An 18,718-nucleotide genomic window follows, 5' to 3' on the forward strand; every position below is an offset into this window, starting at 1 on the left:
TGGCCAGGGCCGGATACATCGGCGTTGAACCCCCGGAAGGCCAAACGAGGCCGCTTGCACCGAGCGCTGCGATTGCTTTAGTGGAACACTTCGCTTCGCGGCCCCGAGGCGATTCACTTCAATCGCCGTCTATCCTATGCATCAAAACACTTCATCATTCGCTTCGGGTCTCGTCCGCTTCACCGCCATCGCCGGGCTCGTTCTGGGCGTCGCCTTCATCACCCCTTGTCGCGCGGCCAACCCTTCGCCATCGTCCTCGCCAGATCCAGCACAGAAAAAAAACGACGTGACCGCCAACCCGCTCCTTACCGAAAGCACCCTCCCGTTCCAGCTCCCGCCGTTCGACAAAATCAAGGACGAGCATTTCCAACCGGCCCTCGAACAGGGGATGGCGGAGGAGCTGAAGGACGCTGAAGCGATCGCGAGGCAAACCGACAAGCCGACCTTCGAGAACACCGTGGTTTCGCTGGAAAAATCGGGCCTGCTCTACGCCCGGGCCCGGCGCGTTTTCTCGAACCTGAACGCCTGCAATACCAATCCGAACCTGCAGAAGCTCGACAAGGAAATGGCGCCGAAGTTTTCCGCCCACGCGGACGCCATTCATCTCAACAGCGCGCTCTTCGCCCGGATCGAGACGCTCTTCAACGCCCGCGAATCGAGCAACCTTGACGCGGAATCAAAATGGCTGCTCGAGCGCTACTACAAGGATTTCGTCCGCGCCGGCGCGAAGTTGAACGAGGAACAAAAGACGCGTCTGAAAGCGATCAACGCCGAGCTGGCCAAGCTCTCGACCGATTTCGAACAGAACGTTCTCAAGGAAAAGAACGCCTCCTCGATCGTGATCGATAAAAAGGAAGATCTCGCCGGATTGTCCGACAACCAGATCGCGGCGGCGGCTTCCGCGGCCAAGGATGAAGGCAAGGAAGGTAAATGGGTGATTCGTTTGCTGAACACGACTGGCCAGCCTTCCCTGGCTGCGCTCCAGAATCGCGCCCTGCGGGAAAAGATCATGCAGACCTCGCTGGCGCGGAACAGCCACGGCGGCGAGTTCGACAACAAGGAAGTAGTCAGCCGCACGGCGAAGTTACGGGCCGAACGCGCCACCCTGCTCGGCTACGCGAATCACGCTGCCTATCAACTCGAGGACCAGACGGCGAAAGATGTTGGCACGGTCAATAAACTTCTCTCCGATCTCGCGCCGGCCGCAGTCGCCAACGCGAAGAAGGAAGCCGCCGACATGCAGGAGATCATCGACCAGGAAAAAGGCGGTTTTCAACTAAGCGCCTGCGACTGGGATTTTTATTCCGAGAAAGTGCGCAAAGCGCGTTACGCGTTCGATGAATCGCAGCTCAAGCCTTATTACGAACTGAACCACGTCCTGGTCGATGGAGTATTTTACGCCGCGACGAAACTCTACGGCATCACGTTCAAGGAACGGAAAGATCTCCCGGCCTACCTGCCTGAAGTCCGGATCTGGGAAGTGAGCGACAAGGATGGGAAACCGCTCGCGCTCTTCATCGGGGATTACTATGCGCGTCCTTCCAAGCGGGGCGGCGCCTGGATGAATCAATACGTCGGGCAAAATGGATTGCTCGGGACGAAACCGGTCGTGGCCAACCACCTCAATATTCCGAAGCCGCCCGCGGGCGAGCCGACCCTGCTGACCTACGACGAAACCCGGACCGCATTTCACGAATTCGGTCACGCCCTGCACGGGATGTTCTCGAATGTGAAGTATCCGCGTTTCAGCGGCACGAGTGTCCCGCGCGATTTCGTGGAGTATCCTTCGCAGGTGAATGAAATGTGGGCGACCTGGCCGGAGATTTTGAAGAACTACGCGAAGCATTATAAGACCGGCGAGCCAATGCCGCAGGAGCTGCTCGACAAGGTGATGGCCGCGGAGCAATTCAACCAGGGATTCAAGACGACGGAATACCTCGCCGCCTCGCTCCTCGATCAGGCCTGGCATCAGCTCAGCCCAGACCAGGTGCCGAAGGACACGCTCGCTTTTGAAGCCGAAGCGCTGAAGAAGGCCGGCGTCGATTATCCGCCGGTCCCGCCGCGCTATCGTTCGACCTATTTCTCGCACGCTTTCGCCGGCGGCTATTCAGCGGGGTATTACTCGTATCTCTGGAGCGAAGTGCTTGATGCCCAGAGCGTCGACTGGATGAAAGCGCACGGCGGTTTGAAGCGCGAAAATGGCGATCATTTCCGTGAGACGCTGCTCTCCCGCGGCGGCAGCAACGACGCCATGGTGTTGTTCAAGAACTTCACCGGCGCCGCTCCCGACGTGGCCCCGCTCCTGAAACGCCGTGGCCTAACGAAGACCGCGCCCGCCGAAGTTCCCGCGCCGCCAGTGCCGCCGAAGTAAAACTGTAGCGGCGGTCTCGGACCGCCGAGGGATTCGCGTTAGATGCTCGACGGTCAGAGACCGACGCTACAGCAGGATTCGCGTTAAATGTTCGACGGTCAGAGACCGCCGCTACAGAAACGTTCTTCCCCAAGCGCGTTCAGCGCTTAGTGCCGTCTAATAAACTCCGCGATCTCTCGCAACGCTTCGTTGGTCTCGGGCACGAACGGCGCGCCAAAATGCCAGCCGTGGGGAACGGCGTCATAAACGTGGAGCTGACTCGAGCCGCCGCTCGCGCGCACTTTTTCGTCCAGCGAGCGCGCATCATCGAGCAGGACTTCGTCGCGTCCTACCTGGAGCAGCATCGGCGGCAAGCCCGTGACATCGCCGAGCAACGGCGAGGCGAGGGGATCGAGGCGCGAATGTTCGCCCAGATACGCGCTCGAATAACGAAGGCAGTCTTCCGCGACAAACATCGGGTCGCGCTCCGCGTTCGCTTTGATGGACGCGCTGTTCCCAGTCATGTCCGTCCAGGGCGAAAGACAAACGAGACCCGCAGGCAACGGCATCCGCGAATCCCGCAGCTTCATGGCCAGGGCCAGGGTCAGGCCGCCGCCGGCGGAATCGCCCATTACGGAAATATTTCGGGGCTCGATCCCGGTTTCCAGAAGCCAGCGATAACCGGCCACGACATCCTCGAGCCCGGCTGGGAAACGATGTTCCGGGGCGAGCCGGTAATCGATTGTGAAAATGCGGACGCCCATTTGTCTGGCCAGCGGAGCGGTCAACGGCCGCCCGGTTTTCGCCGACCCCGAGATATATCCGCCGCCATGAAGATAGTAGATGATCCGATTGCTTGCCGCGGCCTTCGGGTCGGAGATCCATTCGCCTTTCACCGGCGAGTCAACGCGCTCGATCTTCATGCCTAACGAGTGCATCGAGACAATCCAACCGGGCGGATTGAACCGCCGCCGGGTAAAATCGACCAGGGCCGCTTCGCCGGGCGGCTTCCGTTTCATCGTCAGCCGGATCCACCAGCAGCCGAGCCGGCTTTGCAGGCTCATTGCTCCTCAGGCAGCGCTCGCTGACCCGGTCACCGCCCCGATATTTTCCTCGGCGGGAAAGACCAGTTTCTTTTGAAACTCGCGGCGGAGAAGCAGGAGATTCACGGCCGCCTGGAAGAGAACCGACCCAACCGACAGATACCAGACTTGTTTAATGTGGAAGTCGGGAAGCCGCGAGAGCAGCACGGCCGGCAGAATGAAAAGCAATAAGCGCGTGGCGGAAGCGATCAGCGGCGGCCAGGTATTGCCAATGCCCTGGAACACGCTCGATGAAGTGAAGATCAGTCCCATCGCGACGAAGTTAAGGGAGATGAGCTGCAAATATTCGGCGCCGACTGCGATCACATCCGGGTCTTTGGTGAACGCGCGAATGAAAACGCCGGCTTCGATCTGGGCAAAAATTGTCAGCAAAATCATGATGGCGGTGGTGATCCACGCCGCCGAATAAAACGTCTGCTTCACCCGATCGGCCCGGCGGCCGCCGAAGTTTTGCCCGACGACGGGCGCGACCGAGAACGCGACTGCGATCACCGGCAGGAACATGGATTGCATGACGCGGGCGCCGACTCCGAAGCCGGCCTGCGCGGCGGCGCCGAACGGGCGGATGATGGCGTAAACGACAACGATGTAGACCGCCATCAAGGCAAACTCGGCTCCCGCCGGAATCCCAATCCGCAGCATCGACCACCAGATCTTCATCTGCGGACGCCACTGCGAAACGCGAAAACGCAGATAACGAAAGCTGCGTTCGAAATAGACGACCATCAGAACGACCGCGATCAGGATGGACACAAACGTCGCGAAGGCAGCTCCCGCGACGCCCATTTTCGGAAACGGCCCGACGCCGAAAATAAAGAGCGGCGCCAGGATCATGTTGAGAATCACGCTCAACACCTGCAATCCCACGGCCGGCTTGATGATGCCCGTGGCCCGGAGGGCGGAGCCTAACGCGACCAGCGAGAATTGCAGCATCAACGAAGGGATGAACCACGAGAGATAGCTTTCCGCCAGGCTCGCCGTCAGGGCATCGGCGCTCATCGCGACGCTGTATTGATGGCGCAGGAAAAATGAGCAAAGCCCAAAGATCAGCGCTGCCGTCGCGGAGAGCACGAAGGATTGGTTAAAGCACAACTCCGCATGCGCCTGGTCCTTGCGGCCGGCCGCGTGCGAAATGACCGTGGTCGTTCCCACGCCCAGCATCTGGGTCAGCGCGACGACGAACATCATCAGGTTGCCGGAAAGCCCGACGGCCGCGATCGCTTCCTTGCCGAGGCGGCCGACCCAGTAAAGATCGGCCAGGAGATACAGGGTCTGGACCACCATGCTCACCGCCATGAAGGAGGCCATGTGCAGCAGGTGACGCGTCACCGAACCCTGGGTCATGTCTTTCATCGTGCTTATCCGGGTAAAACTGGGCGTTACGGTTTTTTTCGAAAGAAGGTTATGCCGCCGAGAAAAAGTCCGACCGCCAGCGGCAGGCACGCGACCATCCGGAGGCGATCTTCCCCATTGTCGAAAAACCAGGCCGCCATGCGCTGGGCGGTTTCGACACTAAGCAACGCGGTCAATGTTCCCGCGACGAAAATGATGGCGCCGATCACTCGCACCGTTTTCGGCATGGCGGTCGCGCCGGCGGCGACAATGAGCAGCGCGCCAATCAGCACCCGGACTCCCGCGCCGGTGTAAAGGCCCTGGGGCGAGAAGGTCCATCTCGCCAGGCCCGTCAAACCCGCCGGCCAGAGCACCCCGGTGAGACCGAGCGCGAGTAACAGAACTGCGATCAATAACACGATGGTTCTTTTCATATGGTTGTTCCGATTAGTTCGAAGAACTTCTGCAAATCGATGTTGCCGCCGGAAACAATCGCGACGATCGGGCCGTTCCCAGCCTTTCCAGTCAGGGCGGCGGCCAGCGGCAACGCGCCGGCGCCTTCGGCGATCACCCGTGCTTTCTCCGCCATCATCCGCATGGCTGCTTTTGTTTCATCGAGGGTGACCACAATGTAGCCGTCCACCAGCGGCTTCATTCTGTCCCACATCCGCGGAAACATGCTCTGCCCGCCGGCGCCGTCGACGAACGACGATTGCCATCCTTTGAAAACCTGCGGCGAACCTTTTTCGAACGACAACGCGGCCGGCGCCGCCGTCTCCGGTTCCGCGCCGAACACTTTCACCTCCGGGTTCAACGCTTTGATCGCGCTCGCCACGCCGGTGATGAGCCCGCCGCCGCCGATGCCGCCGATCACCGCCGCGGTTTCTGGTTCGTCCTCAAGAATCTCCAGGCCCATCGTGGCGTGGCCCGCGATGAAATTATCGTCGTCGAAGGGATGCACGAACGTCCCTTCCGCGCCGGGATAAGCACGGTCGTCGAGCGCGCGCCAGGCCACTTCGTACGGCACCGTGATCAATTTTGCTCCGAGCGCGCGCATCCGCTCGAGCTTCGCTTTCGGCGCGGTCTCGATGGCGACAACAGTGCTCGGGACGCCCGCTTTTCTCGCTGCGTAAGCCACGCCCTGGCCGGCGTTACCCGCGCTGATGGTCCAGACGCCGCGTTTGCGTTCTTCGTCCGAGAGCATCGCCACCGCGTTTGCCGCGCCGCGCAATTTGTAGGCGTTGATGGGCTGGAGGTTTTCGAGCTTCAGCCGGATATCGGGGAAGCCCGGCCCCAGCTCGAGCTTTACCAGCGGCGTCCGAACAATGGTTCCAGCAATTCGTTTCCGTGCTTCCTGGATTTCGGAAAGCTCGATGCGCCGCACAGCGTCCATTTCTCAGCTTATCGTAGAATCGCGTGCGACTTCAAGGAGCGGCGATTTGAAATCGCCGATTACGGCTAATCCGACGTTAGGACGGCGGTTTCAAACCGCCGCTCCTTGAAGCTTGCTCAGCTTCGTAAACCAATCTCGCCGCCGCCACATCTTCTACCGCCATCCCGAGCGACTTGAAAACCGTTGTCACACCCGGCTCGATCCGCTTCGTTCCGTTTAGAATTTCGCCCAATTCAGCGAAAGGCGTCGCGCCGGAAAGAATCACGTCGCCGGATTCCTTTCGCGCGCCTTCGTACGAATCCACGATCAGCACATTCTTCATCGCGTCATCATCCAATTCCCGCCAGTCCGGCCGCGACGCGCCGACGGCATTGACGTGCGTTCCCGGGTTGAGCCATTCGCCTTTCAGGATCGGTGTGCGCGCACTCGTCGCTGTGACGACGACATGCGCCCCGCGGACGGCCTCCTCGATTTCCATCGCCTTGATCCCATGCTCGGCCGCGAACGCCTCGGCTTTCTCCCGGTGATGATTCCAGACCCGCACTTCCTCGAACGGCCGCACATGCCGCAGTACCTCCAGATGCGCGCCGGCCTGCACCCCTGCGCCGAGCAGTGTCAGTACTTTCGCATCCGATGCGGCCAGCGCATCCGTCGCCACGGCCGACACCGCTGCCGTCCGCATCTCCGTAATGTAACGCCCATCCATGAGCGCGAGCGGTTCCCCCGTTTTCGGATCGAACAACGCGATGACCGCCATGTGCGTCGGCAGGTCGGTATTGCCGGGATAAAATGTAACCATCTTGATCCCCATCGACTCACCCGACGCCGGCATCACGCCGAAAAAGCCGCCATTCTGGGCGAGCACACCGCGTAAAGGTTGTTGCCACTTTCCCGCCGAGAACTCGGCCAGGACCTGACGCATCGCCGAGATCAACGCGTCGATCCCGAGAAGCTGCCGGACTTTATCTTCGTCGAAGTAATCCATCAGCCCGGCTTTTTAGCATCTTGTTCGAAGAACCGGAAGGCCGACCGGAGGAGGAGCATCCAGAGCACGGTGTAAACCGCGAACACAAGGTAATAGCCGGGCGACAAAAACATGTCGTCGCTCACGAGTCGGGTGCAGAAAAGTTTAACGGGATAACCGTAAACCAGGGCTGCGAAAAAAAGCGCCGCCGTGACCGGTTGGTACCATGGCCCAGAGCCCGTGGTGAACAACCCCATGGCGCCCGGAATGAACGGCAGCCCGAGCGCGCAGAGGAAAAGAAAAGCCGGCAAAAAAATCACGCCTCCGCGGACCGTTCGATAGATTCGTCCTCGCATCATTTCCCGGGTTGATTGCGAGAGAGCGCTGTGGCCACGGCGCTCAGTCGCCGTGAGCACGCTTCATAACAGGTTGCGCGACCGAACGCCGACACAGCGCCGTCGCTACAACTTCGTTTTGCGCCGCCGCTCAGGTGGTCCGGGCCTGGAGTCCCTCCGCCAGCTTGCGCATGGCGTCCATGCCGGCGGGACTGCAGTAATCGGCCGGATTTTGGGGCGGGAATTCGTCCCGCACCGCGATGCAGCGCTGGCGAATTTTTTCCAGCTCCGGATCGTCAATCCGGATGGAAGTGAACCCGTCCCAATCCCATTGCCGACCGGTCCCGTTGACGAACCCTTCGATCGTGGTCGCGACTTCTTCGGTTGTTCTCTTCATGGGGTCTGAAAACCTATTCGAATCTCGACGGCAAGGCGAGTGTTTCTTAAATCCGGTTTTGGCAGGCCTTTCCGTCGATCGGCAACTTTGCGCTTCGCTTGTAGCTGCCGCCCGTTTAGCTTTCCCGGAAATCGCCGTGCCGCTCCGAAGCCGGCGTTCTTCGTCCCGATGAGTAATCAACCGCCCGCCGTCATAAATCTGAACCTGCCGCGGCCTCCGATGCGGCTGATCGGGGTCGCCGTGGTGATCATCGCGGCGCTCATCGTTCTCTGGACTTCGTATTATACTGTCCCGGCTGAATCGGAAGGGGTGGTGCTCCGTTTTGGCAAGTTCCTCAAGACCGTCGAGCCCGGTCTGCACTTCAAGATACCGCTCGGCGTCGATGAAGTGACGGTGCTGCCCACGCGGCGGCAGTTGAAACTCGAGTTCGGATTTTACACTTCCGGTTACACAAATCCCGACCAGCCGACCATGCAGCAGGTGGAGGAAAAATCGATGGTCACCGGCGATTTGAACGCGGCCCTGGTCGAGTGGGTGGTCCAATACCGGATCGCTGATCCCAAGGAATACCTGTTCGATGTCCGCAATCCCGGCCAGACCCTGCGCGATCTCTCCGAGGCCTCGATGCGCGAAGTCATCGGCGACCGCACGGTCGACGAAGTCATCACCATTGGCCGCCAGGATATCGAGATTTCCGCCCTGACCCGGATGCAGGAGCTCGCCACGCGCTACAAGCTCGGGGTCCGGGTCGATCAGGTGCAGCTGAAGAACGTGAATCCTCCCCGGGAAGTGCAGGCCTCCTTCAACGAAGTGAACCGCGCCCAGCAGGACCGGGAAAATGCGATCAATGTCGCCAACGGCGATTACAACGAAGCGGTGCCGAAAGCGCGCGGCCAGGCCGACCAAACCATTCGCGGCGCGGAAGGTTACCGTTTCAAGCGCGTCAACGAAGCGGAAGGCGACGTTGCTTCGTTCAACGCGATCCTGCAGCAATACATCAAAGCGCCTGAAATCACGCGCACGCGTCTTTACCTCGAGACGATGGGCGAGGTCCTCCCTTCGATGGGACCAAAGATCATCATCGACGATTCCCTGAAGCAGCTGTTGCCGATTCTCCCCCTCTCAACCAAACCGCCGGAGGTGAGATGAACAAGCGCGGTTGTCTCTGGATGGCGATTATCTTCGGCGCGTTCCTGGCGTTCCGGCTTGTGCTGGGCTGTTTTTATACCGTCCACCAAATCGAGCAGGTGATCATCACCCAGTTCGGCAAGCCGATCGGCGAACCGATTACCGAGCCCGGGCTGCATCTTAAGCTCCCGCTGATTCAGGATGTGAACCGGATCGACAAACGTTTCCTGGAATGGGACGGCCTGCCGGTGGCGATTCCCACTCGGGACAAAACCTACATCCACGTCGACACCTACGGCCGCTGGCGGATTTCCGATCCGATGACCTACTTTGTCCGGTTGCGCGATGAACGCAGCGCCCAATCGCGGCTCGAAGATATTCTGGGAAGCGAAACGCGGAACGCGATCGCGAAGCATGACCTGATCGAGATCGTGCGCACGGACAAGGAGCGCAAGCCGCTCCATGACGAGAGCCTGAAAGCAGGCCCGGTCGGAATGGGGACGATCGGGGTGCTGCCGCCGATCGCTTTCGGCCGGTTAAAGATCGAGGACGAAATCAAGAAGGCCGCAGCGGTGAAATTGAAAGAATTTGGCGTCGAGCTGCTCGACCTGCGTTTGCGCCGGGTGAATTACAACCCGGACGTGCTCGACCGGATTTACCAGCGCATGATCAGCGAGCGCCGGCAGATTGCGCAGCGTTTTCGTTCCGAAGGCGAGGGGGAAGCGGCCCGCATCGCCGGCCAGAAGGAGCGCGACCTGAATGAGATCCAGTCCACGGCCTATCGGAAAGTGCAGGAAATCCGCGGTGAAGCCGATGCGAAAGCGACGGAGATTTATGCGCGGGCCTATACCCAAAACGCGCAGGCGGCGGAGTTCTACACTTTCATCAAGAGCATGGAAACCTATCGCCGGATTCTGACGAAGGAATCGACCCTCATTCTCGCCACGGACAGCGATTTGTTCAGCCTGCTCAAGCGCGCCGGCGCCAAGCCAACGACGACGCAGCCGCCGCTGGCGCCGACGCGCTAGCATCAAGGAGTGGCCATTTGCAATCGCCGGGCGCCAAATTCGAAATTCAAATTTCGAAACCCGAAACAAACCCGAATTTTAGGAAATCACCGAATGGGCAAAACGATTGGCGATCGCCGCGAGCTGCGGGCATTAGTTTCAAGGAGCGGTGATTGGCAATCGCCGTTTTTCCGTGGCGCCGCACGGCAATTTCGAAAGCCGAAACAAACCGGCCGCGACAGTCTCGAACATTCCGAGTTCGAAGCTTTGATCATTGTTTCGAGCTTCTAATTTCGGATTTCGAGATTTCCTCCTTACTTCTTCTTCGACTTCGGCTTCGCCCCGTTCGCCAATCCCAAATGCCGCATCATGATCGAGCGCGCATAAATCAGGTTGGCCGCGCCGACCGTGTCATTTTGGGCAAGGGCGAAGGCGTCTTCACTTCCGTCCGGCAAGCCAAAGATCACAACGTAAATATTCACGTTACTCGCAAGACGACTGGAGGTGGTGTCCGAAGCAACCTCCATGCTATTCGCCATTTGCATCGCGATCTTGTCATAAACGCCGTTGGCCTCCGAGTGGGACACGCGCGCCCCGCTAACGTGGTTGTTGATAATCTGGCCACGCACCAGAACCCACGCTTTGACCGGCGCGCTGATCAGCTTCGCGTACGCTTCCGCCGGCATATACACCCGTAACCCGGCGATCGGCATGCCGGGAATGTCCGCCATCGACCGGGCGCTGCTCGTAGTTGGCGAAGCCGCGACGCCCAAAACAAAAATGAGCGCGAGAGATTTGAAGAAATAACTTTTCATGAGGTTGCTTGGTCTGAGGAGAGTGAGCGGTGTGTTGGTTAAGGTTCGCAAACGTCCGCGGTCTGCGGACGCCTTTTCGATACCTTGACGGTTTCGCGCCTGCCTGACAAGATCGGCCTCGCGTCGTATCCCATTGGCCATGACCGAACCCGCGAATCCTTCCGAGCCAAATCTCCCAACTCCGGGCGATTCCACGCCACCCCCGCCACCGCCGCCGCCGTTTACGCCGCCACCCGCTTCCCCTGAACCTCCCGTTCCTCCCGCGCCGCCTCCGCCGGTTCCCCCGCCGGCTCCCCCGCCGCCCCCGTCGCCCGTGCCTCCGAGCCCTCCGCTTTCCTCAACCCCGCCGCCGCCGCGACCGCCCATCTACACGCCGCCGCCCGGTCAGCCCCCAAAAAGAAGTCCCATGCCCTGGCTCCTCGGTGGCTGCGGATGCCTCACCCTCATCATCATCGCGATCGTCGTCGTGACGATGGCTACCTACCGCGCAAAACAAAAAGTCTCTGAATTCAAAACCGACTTTAAGTCCGCCCTCAAATCGATCGACGAGAAGGAGACCGCTCCCACCACTCCAACCACCAGCGGTGACAACGAGACCAGATCGCCGAAGGCCGGGTGGAAGACGTATACGAACGTGAAATCCAGTTTGCCCGAGAGCCTGCAAGCGAACTTTGTCGCTTTCAGTTTCGATTATCCCAAGAGCTTCGAGGTTCAACCGCAGTCGAACATTAACTTCGTCAAGGTCGAGAAATACACCGGGGCAGGGAAGGGGAACACGGCGGAGAATTTCGCCGTCGGCTACGCCTGGTTTAACCCGCCGGATAGGCAGAGCGACGCCCTCTACGACACGTTGCTCGACGACCTCGGGAAGCAGCTCGGCGGGAGTTTTCACAACTACCGGGAGCTCAAGCGCATGCCGGAAACCGTCGCCGGAATAAAAAGCCGCGCCGCATTATTCCAAGCGGACTTCAACGATCCCGGCAAAACCCAGATCTGGGGCAAGACCATCGTCGTCCATCCTTCCGGGAAAAAGAATGGCGTCACCATTCTCCTTCTCGGCACCTCTCTCGGTCGCGACGTCAAAAGCGCCGACGATCTCGGCGTCAAAGGCGAGAGCGCCGATATTTTGCGCTCCTTCCGCTTCGAGTAAGGCGGGCAATTCTTTTTTGGAGGGCAAGCGCTCCCCTTGCCAGGTGGTGCGCGCAGCAAGCGCAGCGGTCGCCGCTCTCGCTACCCCTTCAAATTCTCCCTCACCCTGAACTTCACAATCCTGCCGATCAATCCAATCGGGATCGGCTTATCGAACGGAAATCGCACCGTGCATTTTGCCCCCGTAAAGGGAGCCAGCTCCTTCTTGAACTTTCGAATGGCCGTATTTCTCGGATAAAAACCGATGTGCTTCTTGAAGGCCGCAAAATAGACGAGGACCCCGTTCAAAAAAAACGCCGGCATTTGATAGCTGATCCTTTCCTCCGCGGCCGGCGCCGCTTTGCGAATTGCCTCTCTCACCTTTTCCAACCGCTCCCGGATCTCAGCCGGGAACCCCGCGATGTATTCGTCAACGCCTCTCGGGCCTGGATTAGCGGTCTTCATTGTTCCATTCCTCCACTGCTCCATCCTCTACACCATTCACCAATCACTAGTCACCAATCACTATCACTCCATCACCCCGCCGTTCGCTCCCCTTCGGCGAGCTCCGGGCCTTGAGCTGGTCGAAAATGGCATCGCATGGTTAGACGTTTGGCGATTCATCTTGTTTAACGAACTCTTCGTGAAAGTAAGCGATCTCCTCGACCGAGAAGCCATCGAACCGTCCAGCCTCGAAACAAAGATTGCATAGACCGAGCGGCTTGTGTGGCTCGCGGTAGGCGAAGACGAAATGCTGCGGAGACTTGAATCGTTTACCATCTACCTCGAGTTCGACGACATGCGTGGAGGGCTGCGCTCCGCAAACATGGCAACGGTGGATTTTAGCGCTGCTCATTACGTCTAACGAGAAAAAGATGAGCGACCGCCGCCGAGAGCGAGCGTGAATCGCAGTGAACGGGTCTTTGTTTCAAAGATCGAAGATGCACAGCGGGAGGCGGTTCGCTCCACCGCATGGTTAGATGGTTGGCGTGCCATGTTGTTTGCGGCGAATGATGCGCCGCCTAATCCAGGAGAGGAGGGCCAGCCAGGCGAAGATACAAACGACCATCACAATCATCGAGATCATCCCGGGAACATCGTGCCCCGATACACCAACGAGCATCCACGTGGTCGGCAACGCGAGAACCATGCTCACGAGATAAATGTAGGTCGGCGTTCGCTCCAGCGACTGGTTAGACGTTCTCACTCGACCAGGCGTGCGACAAACTCGCGGACACTTCGGGCAATTACTCTCTCGGCCTCCGCTCGGTGATCCCAATAGCGAATCGTGCCATCACAATGCCGCAAAAAGAAATTTCCACTGAAGTCGGCGCCAACAATAGAGACTTCTTTGCCTCGCCACCAAGGCGCTTTCAGCGGTCGCCAATCCGCCGCGCGAAGCAGGAATACCACCGGGATGTCTGCTCGCCCATCACGAAAAATATTGTTCACCGGCAATAACCTGATCGCGCGGTCAATCGCCTCGTCTGCGTTCACGTCTAACGAGAAAAAGATAAGCTGCGGCCACTGGAGGCGGAGCGGTGCAGCAAGGAGAGTAAACTAGCTCTGCAAAAGCCCCCTGAACTCATCCGCGCGGTGGACGTTAGCTTCATCGGCTGGTTAGATCCGAGCGGGTCAAACTCTCTTGCGTGAAATCATGAAACTGCAAGCGATAAGCGCGACCCCGATCAGAAATGGAACAAGCGAAATGTGCCCGAAGCCTACCATGTGATCGATGCTCACTCCCGTAGGCGTAATCTCCTCCTCCGTGTGGAACGACAAGGTGGACAAGAATTTGACAGCACCGATGGCGAGGAAAATCGCTCCGATGATGCGTAGTGCGATGGTGAGCCAATGCGAATTCATTTGCGTGGCATCACAGCATCTAACGAGAACAAGAGCAGCGACGCCTACTGAGAGCGAGCGTTGATCGGAGGTGGAATGGGTTAGTCATGTAAAAAGTGGAGCGAGCGACTGGCAGGCGTTCGCTGCATCGCTTGGTCGGATGACTGGGCTGCAATGCTCATCGCGCTCGAATAAAATATGTTTTTAGTTTGGTGCTGCCGCCGAATGAATGCGCGTCGATCGTGTTCTCGACCATGAGACCGGATGATTCCTTCGAGATGTGCGCGGTGATGCGATAGCTCGAATGCCGCTCGACTAGTCGGAGCGACTCACCCGCGGAGAGTCTGAAGATCTCATGTGGCTTGGCGAGCCGGGGCTCTGCAGGAGGTGATTCGACGAGCCAATGCGCATCCGCAGGAAGCGTGGCTTCGATCGCGTCCCCCCGTCGGACGACGGACTTAAACGGAAACAACTTCGAGCCTGCCGCGAACATCGAGGCAGCTACGAGAGTTGTCAGCACGACGAGGAGTGCGCGAGTCATCTAACGAGAACCAGATGAGGACGGCTGGCGGGAGAGCGCGTGGCTGCGGGTTGAGGGTGGAATTTCATGGAAGGTCAGGAATCAAAGCTGCCAGCCGTTCGGTCCCCTTCGGCTTGCTCAGGGCCTTGCGTCTGTTGAAACGGCATCGCTTGGTTAGGCCTATTTGTGGTGACTGTCGAAGTACTTCCCAACCAGATTGCCTTCTTCGACACCGGTCGTGTGCAAAATCGACCAATCGATCAATCGCGCTTCGGGAAAAGCGAGAAGCTGTCCTTTCCTATATGCTTTCACGAGGAGCACGTCGCTGTCGATAACGCCGCGGATTTCTCCCCCGGCAATCTCGCGCACCACGACATATACGTCCTCGGTCCTCGCGCCGTGGTCTCCATAGAGACGGGTCAGGACGTAGAATTTCTCTCCCGCTGGCAGACCGGCAAGAAATCGTTTCTTCGCTTGGGGAAAAGTGGCTTTGGCTTTCGCGGTTATAGGCTTGAGCGCTCGATCGAGCGCCTGGGCCGCCTTGTCGCCATGGCCCTCGACCAGCCGTTCGGGTGGGTGCGCAAATGCACAAGACATCGCTACACAACAAAGAACAATCGTGATTTTCATGATAAGCGTTTTCGTAGGCCTAACGAGAACAAGATGAGCAACGGCGACCGAGAGCGAGCGTGGAGACAAGACGAGTCGCCGTTCGCTCCCCTTCGGCTTGCTCAGGGCCTTGAGCCTGTCGAAACGGCACCGTCTGGTTAGATGCTTCCGTTGAATTCAAGATGAGTAAACACTCTCGTCGCTGGATCGAACTCTACCCCCCAGAACACATCGCCACCATCACATATGACCATGGCCTCTCTCTTCCAACTCCTACGCAAAGGCGGATGAACTAACACAGTCTCGGAAAATGCATTTACATAGATGAGCTTCTTTCCGTGTGACACGATGCCTATGTACTGTCTGTATGAATGGCCGAGATTAATCGTGTGCCCGCTTTTACGGAGCAGCTGAGGCAAAGTCTTCTCAGATGCTGCAACATCGGCAGGCAATGGCAGCCAGAAGCCGGTCACTTCTGCAGGGTCGGTGCGAGAACACTGCTTGATGATCTTCGGCCCTTCTGATGTCGGCAGAATCGTTACGTGGCCGGGCAGATCATCTGCCGCCTTGGCAATCGCAACGGATGCAAAGAAGACAAGAAAACGCGCCAGCATCTAACGAGAATTAGACGAAAACACGTGCACGTGCACGTGGGGTTTCGTCGAGGTTGGGAAACTGTCTTCGGGGCTGTTCATTTGAGGGTCGGGCCGCGAAGAAGGGGGGAATGTCCCTCCCTGGATTCGCCGCACTATACTCTGTCCCTGATTAATCACCAAACCGGGAACCGGCTCAAGGTTGAACTGGTCGATCTTCCTTTTCCTGGAGCGCGCAGCTACCGCGTCCGGGTCAACGGCAATGGGCGCAGAAACTTCCGGTGGCGAGCAAAACAATGGTCGCCAAACACCTTCGTGGATGGCTGGTCAGGCACTGACGAGATCAGCTGGAAAGGACCTTTCCGCTGAGATCACGGCATTGGGCGCCTGATTACGGATGCACAATCACGCCGCCCGGCGTCGGATTCGCGGAAACGACGGCGGTCTCGGCTTTGCGGGCGTTGATAACAAAGGTGTTGTTGTCGCCGAGCTTCGACCACGGGCCGTGCGGCACTTCGCTGAACTCGACGAATTTCCAGTCGGTCACGTCGGTCTCTTCCATCCCGAGGTAATCCCGGACCGCAGGTGAAACGTCGAGGCCGGCGCCCTTGTTCAAATTCGGCTTGGGCCGTTCGTTCCCGAAGACGTATTGCCAGTGGTCGGTCCGAAACGGGCCGGCGTCTTCCCACTGCGCGTAGGCGACTTTGTTCCCTTTCCGGATCGCGATCCATCGGCCTTTGCAGGTGGAAACTCCCGGGCCTTGATACGCCTCCCTGAACCACGGAACAACGCGCGGCGCTTCGGGCCTGTGCCCCTCTCTGGATTTGTCGTTGTAAGGCAGCGCGCAATAGAATGGGTTCTGGCGCGGCGTGAACTTCGCCGGAATGAAGTCGCGCCGGTGCGATTTCTCGGGATCGTCGAACCCGCCGTAGTTCTTCGTCCAGTTCCCGTCCCATGAGCTGGAGCGGTTCGGGACCGGATTGTTCGCGCTCGGTTTTTCTCCGATCCAGAAGACCGTCGTGACGATTTCCTTTTTCCAGGGGAAACGCTCCGCCGGTTGGGCAAGAGGAGGATCGGCGCTCACCGCCGGCGTGAAGGAGATCGGGTCGAGCCTGGCCGAGTTGTCATCCTGCGGCTTGCTCGATTTTTTGCTCAGCTTCACTTTCGTCGAAGGCACCGCGGCCGGCGCGCTATGGGTGAAGAGCGCCGAAATCGACGACAGCAAAACTGCAATAGTGTGAGTGAAAGTTCCGGGTTTCATCGGAGAGCTGCGCCGGGCCATAGAACAAGCGAGGTTGCCTAATCTGAATCGGCCCGCGAGATGTGTGCGGGCGTAATATGGCCCAACTTTTAGGGTTGCGCCAGCGAACGGCGCGCCTTTTCGATCAGGGCTTTTTCCTGGGGCAGAAGATTGGGCGCTTTCTCACCGAGATCGAGAAATTCCGGGGCGCGTGCGGCTTCGCCCGCCCCCACCAGGATGACGCCGTAATAAGCGGCGATCTCCGGCTGGTGAAGCTGCTCATCCGTCAGGGTATTGAGCACTTTGAGTGCTTTCTTCGAGTCGCCCTGGGTGTGCAAAGCAAAGGCATAAGTCGAAGCGTAGGCGGCATTCTTGGGATCCTTTTCGTAAACCTCGCGCGCGATTTTTTGGCCGCGCTCGGCGTTCAAGCCCAGGAGGAGCGCCAGTTGCGCGAAATTATTCTGCACGTTCTTGTCGTCGGGGTGCATCTCAAGGTTGTGGAGCATGACGCGATAGAGGTTCTCCGTGTCCGCTTTTTTGGCGAAATACTGGGAGAGCGTGCGCAACGCTTCGTCGCCCTTGATCGGGTCCTTGGTGATGAGCCAGAGCAGCTCGATCGCTTCACTGCGCCATCCCCATTTTTCGACGGTCTCCGCCAGCATCATGATGTGGCGCGAATCGGCCGCGACCTTTTTCATGGACTCAGCCCACTGGGCGTTGGAATCGATCGTGTTGCCCTGTTCCCGGAACGCGCGGGCGGCGAGAGCGTTGCGGAGAAAATCCACCGTGCCCCAGTTGCCGGAATTGGTGAGGCGCTGCAAACCGCGCCAGTCCTTTTCCGTGACCAGCGCATCCGCGAGCGCGATCTGGACCAGCTTCGAACCGATGAGGCCCGGCGGCAGTTTCGCGCTCCAGGCGACCGCTTCCGCGGACATTTTGTGGGTGTTCATCCACGAAATCAGGGTGCCGACGCGCTCGGGTTCTTCCATCGAGGAGGTTTGCATCTCGGCGAGGAACGGGCGGAATCCCGAGTCGAGGGTGGCCTGGAGGGCGCTGAGCAGAAGGAGGCGATCGTTAAACGTTTTTCCGGGGAAACTGTCCAGTTGCCGGGCGAGTTCGAGAGCGTCCAGAGCGTTGCCCTGGCGCAACTCGTCTTCCGCCAGGTAGCGGGTGGCTTCCCGGCGGGTGGCCGGATCATCCTGCATCGCCTTCAGAGTCTCTCTCCCCTTGGAGCGAATCGCCGGGTCGTTCGCCCCGAGGCGCAAAGAGGCCAGGCGCATGAGGTAATCCTTGTTCGCGGGATCGAGCCGGTTCGCTTCGCTGAGCTGCTTTTCCATCTCGACGCCGTCGCGTTGGGCGAGAGCGATGTCTGCCAGCAAGGCGTGATAATCCGCGGTATTCTTCGCGCTCTCCGGCAACTTGGACATCGCCACGTCGGCCGTCGACCGCTCGTCGAAGCGGACCGCCGCGCGCGCGAGAAGGATCAGGTCGTTCGGTGTCGCCTGGCCCAGCTCCATGACGCGGCGGCGCCACTCCAGGGCGGAGCGCAACCCGGCTTTCTCGCTGAGTCGCGCCATGATTCGACATCCCTCGGCGCTCTCCGGATTGATCTGAAGCAGGCGCCGGGCATCGAGACTGGCGCGCCGGTAATCGCCCTCGTTGACGAGAGCGTTGGCTTCCGCGATCAGGCGACGCTGCTGCCAGGCGCGAAACTGTTTGTAAGCCACCACGCCGCCGACCGACAAAAGGACGATCAGCCCAACGGTCCAGGCGATCATCTTGATGATCGAGCGCTCGATTTTGTCGTGAGGATGTTCCAAAGTTGAAGAAGCTTTCTATGGCCGGCCTCAATGTCAACGTGCCCGCGGGCCGGCGAAGTGAAATGAAACCAGAAATTGCCTCCGAAGCAGCCGGCGAGCCACGACTTTGGCGGAGCGGGTCCCGGCTCGTATCCTGCTG

The 18,718-nt window shown here is 59.2% G+C and carries 21 protein-coding genes; 4 read left to right on the forward strand and 17 right to left on the reverse strand.

Annotation, left to right across the window (positions count from 1 at the left end; genetic code table 11):
• The first annotated feature begins 136 nt into the window (after positions 1-136).
• Positions 137-2,371 (forward strand): M3 family metallopeptidase, encoded by a 2,235-nt coding sequence (locus VJU77_15250; GenBank protein HKP04708.1) that lies wholly within the window; start codon positions 137-139, stop codon positions 2,369-2,371.
• A 146-nt stretch (positions 2,372-2,517) separates the two neighbouring features.
• Here VJU77_15250 and VJU77_15255 read toward each other — a convergent pair whose 3' ends face one another.
• The 7 genes from VJU77_15255 to VJU77_15285 all read right to left on the reverse strand — a co-directional run bounded on the left by VJU77_15255 (position 2,518) and on the right by VJU77_15285 (position 7,874).
• A complete protein-coding gene (locus VJU77_15255) occupies positions 2,518-3,414 on the reverse strand; it encodes an alpha/beta hydrolase (protein HKP04709.1) in 897 nt (298 codons plus the stop codon).
• A 6-nt stretch (positions 3,415-3,420) separates the two neighbouring features.
• Complete coding sequence (locus tag VJU77_15260; GenBank protein HKP04710.1) at positions 3,421-4,806, reverse strand: MATE family efflux transporter; 1,386 nt, start codon at positions 4,804-4,806, stop codon at positions 3,421-3,423.
• 26 nt (positions 4,807-4,832) lie between these two features.
• Positions 4,833-5,219, reverse strand: coding sequence for a hypothetical protein (locus VJU77_15265; GenBank protein ID HKP04711.1), 387 nt, complete (start codon positions 5,217-5,219; stop codon positions 4,833-4,835).
• Positions 5,216-6,178, reverse strand: a complete 963-nt coding sequence (locus VJU77_15270; GenBank protein ID HKP04712.1) for a pyridoxal-phosphate dependent enzyme — start codon at positions 6,176-6,178, stop codon at positions 5,216-5,218. The genes VJU77_15265 and VJU77_15270 overlap by 4 nt, the downstream gene beginning before the upstream one ends.
• Positions 6,179-6,254: 76 nt before the next feature.
• A complete protein-coding gene (locus VJU77_15275) occupies positions 6,255-7,163 on the reverse strand; it encodes an ornithine cyclodeaminase family protein (protein HKP04713.1) in 909 nt (302 codons plus the stop codon).
• Entirely contained in the window at positions 7,163-7,501 is a 339-nt protein-coding gene (locus VJU77_15280) for a hypothetical protein (protein HKP04714.1), read from the reverse strand. Before VJU77_15280 ends, VJU77_15275 begins: the two co-directional genes overlap by 1 nt.
• Before the next feature lie 127 nt (positions 7,502-7,628).
• A complete protein-coding gene (locus tag VJU77_15285) occupies positions 7,629-7,874 on the reverse strand; it encodes a hypothetical protein (protein HKP04715.1) in 246 nt (81 codons plus the stop codon).
• 168 nt (positions 7,875-8,042) lie between these two features.
• Here VJU77_15285 and hflK point away from each other — a divergent pair, with 168 nt between their 5' ends.
• Together hflK and hflC are read left to right on the forward strand one after the other, a co-directional pair.
• A complete protein-coding gene (gene hflK / locus VJU77_15290; protein HKP04716.1) occupies positions 8,043-9,023 on the forward strand; it encodes an FtsH protease activity modulator HflK in 981 nt (326 codons plus the stop codon).
• Positions 9,020-10,030, forward strand: a complete 1,011-nt coding sequence (gene hflC, locus VJU77_15295) for a protease modulator HflC (protein HKP04717.1) — start codon at positions 9,020-9,022, stop codon at positions 10,028-10,030. The genes hflK and hflC overlap by 4 nt, the downstream gene beginning before the upstream one ends.
• Before the next feature lie 293 nt (positions 10,031-10,323).
• Here the strand turns inward: hflC and VJU77_15300 are convergent, their stop codons facing one another.
• Positions 10,324-10,824, reverse strand: coding sequence for a hypothetical protein (locus tag VJU77_15300; GenBank protein HKP04718.1), 501 nt, complete (start codon positions 10,822-10,824; stop codon positions 10,324-10,326).
• Positions 10,825-11,230: 406 nt separating this feature from the next.
• Here VJU77_15300 and VJU77_15305 point away from each other — a divergent pair, with 406 nt between their 5' ends.
• A complete protein-coding gene (locus tag VJU77_15305) occupies positions 11,231-11,974 on the forward strand; it encodes a hypothetical protein (protein HKP04719.1) in 744 nt (247 codons plus the stop codon).
• 80 nt (positions 11,975-12,054) lie between these two features.
• Here the strand turns inward: VJU77_15305 and VJU77_15310 are convergent, their stop codons facing one another.
• The 9 genes from VJU77_15310 to VJU77_15350 form a co-directional block, all read right to left on the reverse strand.
• Positions 12,055-12,417, reverse strand: coding sequence for a DUF1801 domain-containing protein (locus VJU77_15310; GenBank protein HKP04720.1), 363 nt, complete (start codon positions 12,415-12,417; stop codon positions 12,055-12,057).
• A gap of 139 nt (positions 12,418-12,556) precedes the next feature.
• A complete protein-coding gene (locus VJU77_15315) occupies positions 12,557-12,808 on the reverse strand; it encodes a hypothetical protein (GenBank protein ID HKP04721.1) in 252 nt (83 codons plus the stop codon).
• A 120-nt stretch (positions 12,809-12,928) separates the two neighbouring features.
• The gene (locus VJU77_15320) at positions 12,929-13,159 is read right to left on the reverse strand and encodes a hypothetical protein (GenBank protein ID HKP04722.1); all 231 of its coding nucleotides are present in this window, start codon (positions 13,157-13,159) and stop codon (positions 12,929-12,931) included.
• A 428-nt stretch (positions 13,160-13,587) separates the two neighbouring features.
• Complete coding sequence (locus VJU77_15325) at positions 13,588-13,818, reverse strand: hypothetical protein (GenBank protein ID HKP04723.1); 231 nt, start codon at positions 13,816-13,818, stop codon at positions 13,588-13,590.
• A 157-nt stretch (positions 13,819-13,975) separates the two neighbouring features.
• A complete protein-coding gene (locus tag VJU77_15330) occupies positions 13,976-14,338 on the reverse strand; it encodes a hypothetical protein (protein HKP04724.1) in 363 nt (120 codons plus the stop codon).
• Positions 14,339-14,497: 159 nt separating this feature from the next.
• The gene (locus VJU77_15335; GenBank protein HKP04725.1) at positions 14,498-14,947 is read right to left on the reverse strand and encodes a hypothetical protein; all 450 of its coding nucleotides are present in this window, start codon (positions 14,945-14,947) and stop codon (positions 14,498-14,500) included.
• 137 nt (positions 14,948-15,084) lie between these two features.
• Entirely contained in the window at positions 15,085-15,540 is a 456-nt protein-coding gene (locus VJU77_15340; protein ID HKP04726.1) for a hypothetical protein, read from the reverse strand.
• 370 nt (positions 15,541-15,910) lie between these two features.
• Complete coding sequence (locus VJU77_15345; GenBank protein HKP04727.1) at positions 15,911-16,780, reverse strand: hypothetical protein; 870 nt, start codon at positions 16,778-16,780, stop codon at positions 15,911-15,913.
• 89 nt (positions 16,781-16,869) lie between these two features.
• Positions 16,870-18,579, reverse strand: a complete 1,710-nt coding sequence (locus VJU77_15350; protein HKP04728.1) for a hypothetical protein — start codon at positions 18,577-18,579, stop codon at positions 16,870-16,872.
• Positions 18,580-18,718 lie beyond the last annotated feature (139 nt).

The organism is Chthoniobacterales bacterium (assembly GCA_035274845.1).
Classification (GTDB): domain Bacteria; phylum Verrucomicrobiota; class Verrucomicrobiia; order Chthoniobacterales; family UBA10450; genus AV80.